Origin of the sequence: Pseudomonas sp. 58 R 3 (assembly GCF_900006605.1) — a bacterium.
Classification (GTDB): domain Bacteria; phylum Pseudomonadota; class Gammaproteobacteria; order Pseudomonadales; family Pseudomonadaceae; genus Aquipseudomonas; species Aquipseudomonas salomonii.
In genome coordinates this window covers 12,990-23,909 of record NZ_CVTT01000035.1, presented here as the reverse complement: position 1 = coordinate 23,909, position 10,920 = coordinate 12,990, and the positions used below count along the sequence as shown (strand labels likewise).

At 59.1% G+C, this 10,920-nt stretch carries 11 protein-coding genes; 1 reads left to right on the top strand and 10 read right to left on the bottom strand.

From position 1 onward, the window contains the following. Positions 1-151: 151 nt before the first annotated feature. Positions 152-1,138, bottom strand: coding sequence for a hypothetical protein (locus tag BFP92_RS05150; RefSeq protein ID WP_065912324.1), 987 nt, complete (start codon positions 1,136-1,138; stop codon positions 152-154). Between the two features lie 359 nt (positions 1,139-1,497). On the opposite strand from BFP92_RS05150, the gene BFP92_RS05145 reads away from it, so the two are divergent. Continuing rightward, the gene (locus BFP92_RS05145) at positions 1,498-2,649 is read left to right on the top strand and encodes an MFS transporter (RefSeq protein ID WP_065912322.1); all 1,152 of its coding nucleotides are present in this window, start codon (positions 1,498-1,500) and stop codon (positions 2,647-2,649) included. A 25-nt stretch (positions 2,650-2,674) separates the two neighbouring features. On the opposite strand, the gene BFP92_RS05140 is transcribed toward BFP92_RS05145, so the two are convergent. The 9 genes from BFP92_RS05140 to BFP92_RS05100 all read right to left on the bottom strand — a co-directional run bounded on the left by BFP92_RS05140 (position 2,675) and on the right by BFP92_RS05100 (position 10,916). Then, entirely contained in the window at positions 2,675-3,223 is a 549-nt protein-coding gene (locus tag BFP92_RS05140; RefSeq protein WP_065912320.1) for a type III secretion effector protein, read from the bottom strand. A 1-nt stretch (position 3,224) separates the two neighbouring features. After that, positions 3,225-3,587, bottom strand: a complete 363-nt coding sequence (locus BFP92_RS31050; protein ID WP_139114034.1) for a hypothetical protein — start codon at positions 3,585-3,587, stop codon at positions 3,225-3,227. A gap of 165 nt (positions 3,588-3,752) precedes the next feature. After that, positions 3,753-3,974, bottom strand: a complete 222-nt coding sequence (locus BFP92_RS05130; RefSeq protein ID WP_065912316.1) for a hypothetical protein — start codon at positions 3,972-3,974, stop codon at positions 3,753-3,755. A 284-nt stretch (positions 3,975-4,258) separates the two neighbouring features. Next, a complete protein-coding gene (locus tag BFP92_RS05125) occupies positions 4,259-6,664 on the bottom strand; it encodes a TonB-dependent siderophore receptor (RefSeq protein ID WP_065912315.1) in 2,406 nt (801 codons plus the stop codon). Positions 6,665-6,761: 97 nt separating this feature from the next. Then, positions 6,762-7,712 (bottom strand): FecR family protein, encoded by a 951-nt coding sequence (locus tag BFP92_RS05120; protein ID WP_065912314.1) that lies wholly within the window; start codon positions 7,710-7,712, stop codon positions 6,762-6,764. 32 nt (positions 7,713-7,744) lie between these two features. After that, positions 7,745-8,245: a sigma-70 family RNA polymerase sigma factor gene (locus BFP92_RS05115; RefSeq protein ID WP_065912313.1), complete on the bottom strand. Its 501-nt coding sequence runs from the start codon at positions 8,243-8,245 to the stop codon at positions 7,745-7,747. Between the two features lie 90 nt (positions 8,246-8,335). Next, positions 8,336-8,980, bottom strand: a complete 645-nt coding sequence (locus tag BFP92_RS05110; protein WP_065912387.1) for a CGNR zinc finger domain-containing protein — start codon at positions 8,978-8,980, stop codon at positions 8,336-8,338. Between the two features lie 80 nt (positions 8,981-9,060). Next, positions 9,061-9,690, bottom strand: a complete 630-nt coding sequence (cysC, locus tag BFP92_RS05105; RefSeq protein WP_065912308.1) for an adenylyl-sulfate kinase — start codon at positions 9,688-9,690, stop codon at positions 9,061-9,063. Next, positions 9,687-10,916, bottom strand: coding sequence for an MFS transporter (locus BFP92_RS05100; RefSeq protein WP_065912385.1), 1,230 nt, complete (start codon positions 10,914-10,916; stop codon positions 9,687-9,689). The genes cysC and BFP92_RS05100 overlap by 4 nt, the downstream gene beginning before the upstream one ends. Positions 10,917-10,920: the final 4 nt, after the last annotated feature.

Here is a 10,920-nt window from a genome sequence, read left to right as displayed (position 1 = left end):
GCGTGGTCGGACGCGTCTTTTACAAAATAATAAATTCGTAGAATTCAATAACCTTCAACAACAAGAAACTTCTTACACCAACTCCAACCATACAACTAAACGATAAAGAAACGGCTGACACGTATTCAAGATATCAGCCACTTCTAATACTTTAGGCTTGCACGCATGCAGTCCCGAACAGACTGACGCTCAGCAGCGTTTCGGCCTCGCACTGTAAATGCACCGGCACTGTGCCACCCGGCATGACCACGGCCACCTCGCCGGCGTCAACCCAACCCGCGCGCCATGCCGCGCAGGCAACTGCACTGGCGCTGGTACCCGAGGACGCGGTAGGTCCTTCTCCGCGCTCAAACACCCTTGCGATGACCCGATTGCCTGAAGAATGTACGGCCCATTGCAGATTGACCCCAGCCGAACAAGGTTGGCCGCGTCCGCCTGGCGGCGCAAAGGCAATGGCCCGTAACGGCTCAAACAGTGCGGGCTGGTGCATCGACTGATTGTCCGGCAAGGCCAGGACATGCTCGACGAGCGTCACACAATGAGGATTGCCCACACGGACAAACTGGCTGACGGCCCATTGCGGGTCGATCGCCGCCAGTGCAGCCACATGGCTGAAATCACATTGCCCCAGCGTTACTGCGTCAACACCGGCAGCGGCTACCGCTGCTGGCCCGAATTCCGGTTGCCCCAAGGCCAACCAGAAACCGGCAACCTGTTCAAAGGTCGCCGGCTGCGAATAGGTCGCCACCGGCGAGGCTGCATCGTGCTTGTCGTGATGCACGTGCAACTCACACCCCTGGGCCATCAAACCTTGATCCGTCAGCGCCTGGGAGAAAATCGTCAACCCGTTACCACTGCGTTCGGCGAGCGTGCCATCGGTATTGACGATCAACACGTCAAACGGCGGCGCAGACTGGAACGGCCCCACCAGCAAACCATCGCAGCGGTGCGCCTTGGCATTGCCCGCACGCGGTAACATGCCCCACTCACACTCCGACGCAATCGCTGAGGCTGTCCATTCTTTTCGAGTGCTGGCAGCCAGGTTGGCGGACTCAGGCACTGCAATGCCTCTGCTGCGCAGATAGCCGGGGCTGACCACCCCGTAAATATTGCCCCGCGCGTCATAGAACAGCGTCATAGCGATGCCTTCACAAGAATATTCATCGGCGTATTTCTCCGGTTGCTCACACACTTGGCAGCAGCGTATTACAGAAAGGCTGCACAGTGGGCAGTGGACTGGAAGGTGGTAATCCAACGCAAAAAACCTGGGGTTCATCCGTTCTCACGCGGATTACGCACCTTCCAGACCACCGCCGAAGAATCCGATAGCCTCTCTGTGTGGTCCCCACCGTCGAGGACGTTCCGCTCCTGTAACAATAAACCCGCACCAGGGTGTCGGGCCCTCGCTTGAAGGGAACCCGGCTCGCTCGACAGGGCCTGATGTGCAAGGATGTCGCGCCGGACATCGTTCGTTGAACGCAAAACCAAGGATTTTTCATGACTGCCATCCCCACCCCAGCGCCCGTGGTTCCCGGGCGGTTGGAACAAATGTCGACCCGTATCGCCTTTTTCATCGCCGGCTTCGGTATCGCAGCCTGGGCGCCGCTGGTGCCTTACGCCAAGGCGCGCGCCAATCTGAATGAAGGCACGCTGGGCCTGTTGCTGTTGTGCCTGGGCGTCGGATCGATCATCGCGATGCCGATGGCGGGTGCACTCGCCTCTCGCTTCGGCTGCCGACGGGTACTGACGGCCGGCACGATCATGATCTGCCTGGCACTGCCGATGCTCGCCACGGTCAGTTCGATCCCCTTGCTGATAGCCGGGCTGTTCCTGTTTGGGGCGGGCCTGGGCACTGTGGATTCGACCGTCAACCTGCAGGCCGTCATCGTTGAACGCGCCAGCGGCAAAACCATGATGTCGGGCTTCCACGGTTTGTTCAGCCTTGGCGGCATCGTCGGCGCGGCGGGGGTTGCCGGGTTACTGGGGCTGGGCTTGTCGCCGTTGCAGGCGACCCTGGTGGTGATCGTCATCATGGCGCTTGCGTTGTTAAAGGCCGGGCCTCATCTGCTGCCCTACGGCAGCGAAAGCTCTGGCCCTGCGTTTGCCGTGCCACACGGTGTGGTGTTGTTTATCGGCTGCCTGTGTTTCATCGTGTTCCTGGCCGAAGGCGCCGTGCTGGATTGGAGCGCGGTGTTCCTCAATGCAGAACGCGGTCTTGATGAAGCCTACGCCGGCCTGGGATACGCGGCGTTTGCCTTGACCATGACCGCAGGGCGCCTGACCGGTGATTCGATTGTCCGCCGCCTGGGCGCCACCCGCGTGATCGTCATCGGCGGCGCGATGGCCACAGCTGGCATGTTGCTTGCCACGTTATTGCCGGCCTGGGAAACCGCGCTGCTGGGGTATGCCCTGGTGGGTGCCGGCTGCTCGAATATCGTGCCGGTGCTGTACACCGCCGTCGGTAAACAAACGGTCATGCCGGAACATATCGCCGTACCGGCCATCACCACGCTGGGGTATGCCGGTATTCTCGCCGGGCCTGCAGTTATCGGGTTTATCGCCCACGGCAGCAGCCTGAGCACGGCCTTTGTGCTGATTGCGCTGCTGCTGGCCGGGGTGGCCGTCAGCGGTAAAATTCTCAAGGTGTAAAACGCTCAACCCACACAGCCAGGGTTTATCTGGCTTTGTGGGCTTCGTATTGTTCCAGCCAGCGTTCCAGGCTTTTGTTGCAAAGCCAGCCCTCGTGCCTGGGGCGCCCCAGCAAACGCATGTTGTTGGCACGTTCCAGCGAACGCAGCAGGCCTGGGCGCTCAATGATGTTCTTGGCGGTGTAGACGCAGTGTTCACTGTACTTTTTCTTCGGTAGCCCAGTCGCGGGCTCCAACAGCGGTCGGCCTTGCGAATCGAGGTCGTCAGGGTCACTCATCACGGTTTTGAGTTGGGTTATTTCCAGGTATTCAAACGTTTCAAAAAATACCGTGCGATCTTTGGGTATATCCCGCAATTGTTTGAAATAGCCCTGCAAAGCCTTTACGACCTCGGCGTTGCCCTGATCATGAAAAGGGTCCTGGCTGAAGGCGCCGGGGGAGCTGTTACCCAGCAACGCCGCAGCGGCTGCGTTCAGGCTGTCACGGGTGATGTACCCCGCACCGTCGATGATCGCGTCGTTCAGCAGCGGGCGGTTGAGAATTTCCCTGACCAGCAGGATCATACGGTCGCGCACCTTACTCTCCACTCAAGGTTTGAGCTGCGATCTGGCGCAACGATGCCTGCGTCAAACGGCCTTCCTTTAAAAAACCGTGCAGCTCGCCAAAGTGTTTCGCCAACTCGCCCGCCAGTTGGCTATCGGTGGAGTTCGGACCCGGTGGTGTGGTGTTGGCGCGAACCGTGGGCGCATTTTGCAGGGCCTGCTGGCGCAACGAAGACAAGCCTCCACGCCACAGCATGGGTCGCTGCGACGGCAAATCTCGTGTTGCAAATGGCTCATCGCCGGGCGAATGAAAAACGCGGGGCGATGAAACCCGACATACCTCTGGCCCGTCCACGCCGATTGGCTGCGCGCGCAGTAATGCACCCTCAATCTTCATGCTTCATCTCTCGCCTTTTGCAGATCCATGCTTGCCTGAAAGTCAGTACCAGGGGGCCCTGAATCATCGATTCACCCTCTGGGTAGCAAGCAACGGATATGTGGTTAGCGCCACGCGATAGTTCCGGGTGGCAGGAGAATCCCCATAACAGCATGTAACACTGGATCACCCAGGTGTTTGCCCTCGCCACAGGGCGGTGAGGCTATTGAGCAGCGCGGCCCAACGGAAAGTGGGTTGCCTCAAACAGTGAGTGTCAGGACGGTTGGCAGGCTCTGGCGCAAGCAGCCCGCGGGCAAAATCATCTGCAACGGGCGCCTGGAATTTGTGCTGCCCCACGAACGCTTTCATGCGCAGCGTTTCAGCGGCGTACATCGTTGACAGGGCCATGCTGTTGCCCTCCTCGCCTGGCGATGTGGAGCAGGCAACCCCACGCCAGCCATTAACGGTGCACCGGCCCTCGGTCTGGCCGGATTGAAACGAAGATGAAGTCATGTCTGGCCCCTGGCTCGGCGTCTGAAAACAACCAGTACGATCGACGTCGCTGGTTACAACCTGTGTGGCGAATTCGCGCAAACAGTTCCTGACAAGGCTCAGGCAGCTCGGTAAGTACATGGAAAAAAGCCAAAAAAAATCGCTGCCCTTGAGCTGCGATTTTTCTTACACACGGCCGATCAGAAACCAACGCTGGCCTGCACGAAGAACGTACGCGGCTGACCGAGGTACAACCCGGCGTTGTTGTCACTGGAGCGCGTGTAGTGCTGCTGGTCGAAGAGGTTCTTCACGCCCACCCCCAGTTTCAGGTTCGACAATTGCGCACCGAAGTCATACCCACTGCGCACGTTGACCGAGACATAACCGGGAATATCGCCGTACTGGCCGTCGGCGGTACCCTGGGTGATGTAGGTGGTGCCGGTACCCGGCGCACGTTGACCGGACTGGGCATAGACGTCCAGGTTATGGGTCCAGTGGTTGATGTCGTAGCGCAGGCCCGCCGTCACCACTTCACGGGAGTAGAGCGGCAGGTCGCGGCCCTTGAACGGCACATCACCCTCGGCGGTAGCCTTGGTGTAGGTGAAGCCCGCGTTGGCAGTCAGGCCGTCCAGACGTGGGTCCAGGTTCGACAGGTCGTAGTGAGCCGAGGTTTCGATACCCTGGTGCTTGGTGGCGCCGAGGTTGGTCCAACCCACGTCGTTGCTCACATATTGCAGCTCATCCGAGAAATCGATGTAGAACAGCGTCACTTCGCCGCCCCAGACGCTGTCGTTATAGCGTGTGCCGATCTCGTAGGTCTTGGCCTTTTCCGGGTTCAGGCCGTCGGCCGTCTGGTTGACGCGACCGCCCTGCCCGATCTGCGCGTACTGCAGACTGCCGAATGAGGTTTCGTAGTTGGCAAAGACTTTCCAGGCATCGGAAATGTGGTACATCACGCTCAACGCCGGCAACGGCTCGTTACTGTTGATCTTGCGATTCTTTTCCACGGTGCGCACGCCGTTCAGGGCGACCACCGGGCGGTCATGCCAATTGGTTTCAATGTGCTCGAAGCGAATGCCCGGCGTGACGGTCCACTTGCCGATATCGATTTTGTTGTCGATATAAAACGCGTTGGCCACGGTACCGCCGGTGCGATCCTGGTAAACATGGCCGTCATTTTGACCGCCCGGCGTCGGCACGTTGTTGACCAGATTGAGGCTGCTGGCCTGTTCATGCATGCCTTCTTTGAGGTAGCGATAACCGACGCTGACCTCCTGGGTGCTTGGCCCTGCGTCGAACACATGGGACACCCGCGGCTCGATGCCGAAGGTGTAATAGCTGCGCGGGTAGGAACTGATGGTCTTGAGGTCGCGGTTGGCAATGTTGCTGCCACGGAAGCTGTCGATGTAATAAGTCAGCACTTCGGCCTGGGTACGGTCGTCGATCTGGCGGATGTACTTGAAGGACACATCCTTGCGGCGGCCGCTGAAATTGTCCCAATCGCGCATCGATTGATACGGGTTGGCGTCAAACTGCTTCTGGGTCAGGCCGCCGGGCATATCGGCATTGGCATTGTAATAGTGGAAGTTCAGCGAGAAATCATCTTGATCGGTCGGCGCCCAGTGGGTCTTGAGGATCACGTCGTCGATGTCGTTGGCGTTATTGCTGTTGCGGTAGCCGTTGCCATTTACCCCGGTATACAGCAAGGCCACACCCATGCCGTTATCGGCGGTACCGCCGACAAAAGCGTTGTCGACGTGCTTCCAGCCGCCGTGGGCGGAGGTTTCCAGGGTGGTGCCGACTTCACCCGAGGCTTGCTCCGGAATCGCGCGGGTCACGAAGTTGATCACGCCACCCACGTTCTGCGGCCCATAACGCACGGAACCGGCGCCGCGTACCACGTCGATGCTGTCCAGGTTACCGGCAGAAATCGGCGCCATCGACAGTTGCGGCTGCCCATACGGGGCGAACGCCGCCGGTACGCCGTCAATCAATACGGTGGAGCGTGGCGACAGACGTGAGGTCAGGCCACGCACGCCGACGTTGAGGGAAATATCGCTGCCACCGGTGCCGTTGGCCTCTTGCACCTGCACGCCAGGGACGCGGCGCAGCACATCACTGATATTCATCGCCCCCTGCTCCACCATGGCTTCACGGCGGATCACGGTACGTGCGCCCGGATGGTTCTGCACCACCTGGGCATCGGCATCGCCCAGCCAGTCGCCGACCACTTTGATATCCGTGACGCCCAGCTCCAGCGGCGAACCGGTTTCACCCGTGCCGCCGTGCAGTGGGCGAAGGGTCACGGAACCGGCATCGATCCGGTAATCCAGGCCGCTGCCCTGGAGCAATTGGCGCAGGGCCTGCTCGGGCGACAGGTTGCCGTCCACTGCAGGCGCTTGTTTGCCTGCCACCATGTCAGGGCTGAAGAACACTTGCAGGGAAGTCTGCTGGCCCAGTTGACTCAGCGCAGCGCCCAGCGGTTGGGAGCGAATATGGATGCCGTCGGCCGCATAGGCCGCAGGCAGCGCGGAACTGACCGCAAGCGCCAGCGCCAGGGGCGCCCAGCGGGAGACTTTAGTGTTGTTCACGACAAGTTTTTTCACGTCGAACCTAGTCCTGTGATCGCAAGAATGTGCGGCTGTTAATGCAAACCAGTTGCAGTTGCAGAAGAAGACGAAGAACTCGAAAAAAACCTGAATGTCAGCGTGAAATAATTTCCTGGCTGCCGTCCGGCAAGGCGCGTACGGCCACTGGCAGGATATGCGGCAGCGCTTTGAGCAGCGCGTCCGTGTCGCTGGATTTGAACACGCTGGTCAGCCGCAGATTGCTCACCGCCGCCGTGTTGACCCGCAACGGCTGCTCGCGATAGCGCGATACTTCCCGCGCCACTTCGCCGAGGGTGGCGTTGTTGAACACCAACTTGCCCGTGCGCCAGGCTGTCAGGTCATCGGCATTCACCGCATACGCCGTAACGACTTGCCCGGCAGAATCGACATGGGTGCCGAGCCCTGCCGTGAGCATCACGACCTGATCCGACGCTCGCCCCTGCACCTTGACCGTGCCGGCCTCGACCACCACGCGGGTCTGGTCGTCATCGCGGCGCACATCAAAACGCGTGCCCGTGACTGTGACCTGCCCCGCACCGGCGGCCACGACAAACGGGCGGCTGGTGTCGTGCTCGACGCTGAACATGGCTTCGCCCTGTTTGATGTCTACGCCGCGTCGGCCCTTTTCATAGTGCACCGCCACCACGCTGCGGCTGTTCAGGTCCATCACTGAACCGTCGGGCAATGCCACTTGGCGATGCTCGCCCAAGCGCGTGCTGAACTCAGCGCTGTAGGGTCTGGGATGATCAAGCCCGCTGAACAGGCCAAGCCCTACGGCGATGGCCACCGCACTGGCAGCCACCGCGTAACGCACCATCGCGCGACGTTTGGGGCGTTCGACCGGGTCCTCACACAGTGCCTGCAAACGCGCCGTGGGCACGAGGTCCGCGGTGCTCCACAGGCCTTGCAGCACCTCAAATTCGTATTGATGCTCAGGCTGCTCGGCACACCACGCATCAAAACGCTGTTGTTCTTCGGGGCTCAACTCGGCGTCTTGCAGGCGTACAAACCATTGCGCGGCTTCGTCGCGAGCACGGCTATCCATCGTGGAAGATCCTGTTTCAAAACGGGCAGAGTTCATGGGGCCATGGCGTCCAGGCGGTCGCGCAGATGCCGCAAGGTGCGGATCATATACTTTTCCACCATGTTTTTAGACAGGCCCAGGCGGATGGCGATTTCCTGCTGGGTGAGGCCCTCGATTTTCTGCCAGATAAATATCTTGCGACAGTTAAGCGGCAACTCGGCCAAGGCCCGCTCGATGGAGTCGGCCAATTGGATCGCGTGCATGACATGCTCCGGGTCGCCGCTGTGGGACGAACGCTGATCAATGGCGTCCAACGCCAGCGCCTCTCGCCGGTCTTCGCGGCGGTATGCGTCCACCGCGATGTTGCGCGCCGTTTGATGCAGATAGGCGCGCGGTTGCTCAACGTCGCCCGAACGCGACTCAAGCACCTTCACGAAGGTGTCGTGCGCCAGGTCTTCGGCCTGCTGACGGTTTCTCAGACGGCGTGTCCAGGTTCCGATCAACTCTTCGTAATGCTCGAAAAAGCCTGTTCTGCGGGGCGGCTGAGGAATCATCGCGTGAGCACTGGAAGGCGGGGCGTGAATAGTAATGTTTCCTATTAAGCGGAGCAATTGCTTCCCGTCGCCCACCGTATTGCGTTGCAACTAAAGATGACCGGCCGCCTGTTTGAGTCGGCTCAGCTTCTCTCGGCTGCCACACACACTCATCTGGCACCATTTGCGTTGTTTACTTTTGGAGAGGTCGAGAAATATCCAATCGCAATCGGTACAACTGCAGCTCCTCAACGCGTGAAGCTGGCTCGATACCAGCAGTTGCGTCGCGTCTGTGGCCAGGCGCGCTATCAGCATCGACGTCAACTCTTGCGTAGAGGTGCAGGTGCGCCAGCCCCACGCGGGCACCCCGTTGATGGCGCGCAACACTCGCCACGCCGTGCCCTGCTGGTAGTGCAGATTGATCTGCTGTAATGCCTCATCGGTGACAGGTTGGCGTAATGACAGCGTATGGAAAACGCCGTACAGAAGCTCTCGGAAGGCAATAATGGCGTCCAGGTCTGGCTGGAAGGAAATAGCCGAGTCAACCACCAGAGGGGTGTAGTCAGCGTACTCTTGCTCAGAGAGCAAAGAGGCGTGTAATGCCCACTCCATGAAGAACTTGAAACTGGTGAGTCGTTCTTCCCGAACCCTGAGTGCGGAATGCGGCCTGCGACCATTGGTGGTATTGATGAAGTCCAATACCCGGGCCCCGCCGATCAGCCGGATTGATTTTGCAGTGCCCGTGTAATGTGTCATTCCAACTCCCGAAAGAACCTGCATGCTCCGCCCTGGCAGAGAATACCTCGTTTCCTGGAGTCGAAGTCACCGCCCCGCGGCTAGAAGACCAATGGCTGAACGGGGTCCTCCGCACGCGCCATCCAGTCAAGAATAATGCCGACCGATTGTTCAACCGACATCACGTCAGTCGGCAAATGCACTTCAGGAAACAACGGAGTGTCGTAGTTCGAATCAATCCCCGTAAAGTTCTTGAGCAGGCCCGACCGCGCCTTTTTATACAACCCTTTAGGGTCTCGCTGTTCAGCAATTGCCAGTGGGGCGTCCACGTGAACTTCTACAAAATGCTCGTTGCCAATAATCGAGCGGGCGTAATGCCGACCGGCCGATGACGGCGAGATCAGCGCGACAATGACAATAAGTCCCGCCCCCACCATCAAACCCGCCACCTCCGCGACCCGTCGAATGTTTTCATCCCGGTCGCTGTCGGTGAACCCCAAGTCACGACACAGCCCCCTGCGTACCGAGTCGCCATCAAGGATGCAGGTAAACCGGCCTTGGGCCCGCAAGGCAATATCCAGCGCATTGGCAATGGTCGACTTCCCGGAGGCCGAGAGCCCCGTCATCCAAATGACCCTGGGTTTCTGCTTCATTCGCGACTGTTCGACACGCTCGTGATTGAACGCAAACCCATGCAGGTTCTGTTGTGGATCTTGCGCAAAATAGCTCATGGCCGCTCACCCTCCGTCAGCGAAACAGGCTGTTTGCCCAACATTAACACCATCACGCATTGCAAAAACAGAAGCAGTGAAACCACCCAATAGACTGTCGAGAACGAGCCCGTCAGGTCTTTTGACAGCCCGCCCAGAAAGTTACCGCACACGCCACCCAGGCCAATCAGCACATTGGCAATGCCAAATGCCTGCGTCAGTCGGTTGACCGCAACGATTTGTCCGATATAACTGGGGACCAGCCCAAAGATGGGGTAGAACGCCAGCGCAAACAAAAAAGCCGCCAAATAGAACAACGCGATAGCGTTAAAACTGAACACCAGCAGGGCTGCCAGGCCCGCGCTTAGAAAGCACATGGCCAAGGCCGCCCTGGCACCCACTTTGTCCGCCACCCACCCCACCAAAAAACCTGACGCCATCCCCACAGCGCCGATCGTCGTCCAGATAAACCCTGCGTCCTGTACCGAAACGCCTAATTCATCGCGAAGGTAAGGTGCCAGGTAAGTCTGAAACGGCAGCAGTGCCATCCCATTGAGAAAGGCGATGCCCCAGATCAGATACAGCGAACGGCTCAGCCATGGCGTCTGGCCGTCGAGCGACCGCGAGCGCTCACCTGAAAAACCAGCCGTCTGGTCAGCCCCCCTGTTACGCAACAGAAACCAGGCCACGACACAGAGGCCCAATGACACAAGGCCGGCCGTTAGCCAGATTGAGCGCCAGCCACCCTGCAAGGTGAGAAATGACACCAGTAACCCGTTGATAAACACGCCGTAGCTGGTGCCACTGGAGATCAGCCCCATAACCCGGGAGCGATTACCTGGGCTAAAACCCTTGGTAACGATTTCTGCCAGCGGGATGTAAACCGAAGCGGAGCAGCCTCCCAGCAATATCAACAACCCACCCGACAACCAAATAGTGTCGCTGACGCTCAAGCCCAACAAGGCCAGAGACGTCACCACGGTGGACACCAGGCTGATTTTCCAACCTTCGAAAAAACGACTGATGTAACTGGTGACCGAAGAAAACAGCAGGAAACCTATTTGCGCGCCCCCGGTGATCAAGCCCACAGTGGTGTAGTCAAAGCCGATATCTCGGCGCATATCAACGACCAGGTTGGCGAACAAATAAACGCCGAACCCGTAGGTGCTGGCCACAAACCCTGTCAGTACGACTGCCAACACCACGCTGTCCAACACGCGAGGATTATTCTGCACGAGTGTGCTCATCATG

What these genes read in the sequence shown, in the direction of transcription:
- BFP92_RS05150 (WP_065912324.1), bottom strand. Translation starts at nt 1,138, where the DNA reads ATGACGCTGTTCTATGACGCGCGGGGCAATATTTACGGGGTGGTCAGC.
- BFP92_RS05145 (WP_065912322.1), top strand. Translation starts at nt 1,498, where the DNA reads ATGACTGCCATCCCCACCCCAGCGCCCGTGGTTCCCGGGCGGTTGGAA.
- BFP92_RS31050 (WP_139114034.1), bottom strand. Translation starts at nt 3,587, where the DNA reads ATGAAGATTGAGGGTGCATTACTGCGCGCGCAGCCAATCGGCGTGGAC.
- BFP92_RS05130 (WP_065912316.1), bottom strand. Translation starts at nt 3,974, where the DNA reads ATGGCCCTGTCAACGATGTACGCCGCTGAAACGCTGCGCATGAAAGCG.
- BFP92_RS05120 (WP_065912314.1), bottom strand. Translation starts at nt 7,712, where the DNA reads ATGGATAGCCGTGCTCGCGACGAAGCCGCGCAATGGTTTGTACGCCTG.
- BFP92_RS05115 (WP_065912313.1), bottom strand. Translation starts at nt 8,245, where the DNA reads ATGATTCCTCAGCCGCCCCGCAGAACAGGCTTTTTCGAGCATTACGAA.
- BFP92_RS05110 (WP_065912387.1), bottom strand. Translation starts at nt 8,980, where the DNA reads ATGACACATTACACGGGCACTGCAAAATCAATCCGGCTGATCGGCGGG.
- cysC (WP_065912308.1), bottom strand. Translation starts at nt 9,690, where the DNA reads ATGAGCTATTTTGCGCAAGATCCACAACAGAACCTGCATGGGTTTGCG.
- BFP92_RS05100 (WP_065912385.1), bottom strand. Translation starts at nt 10,916, where the DNA reads ATGAGCACACTCGTGCAGAATAATCCTCGCGTGTTGGACAGCGTGGTG.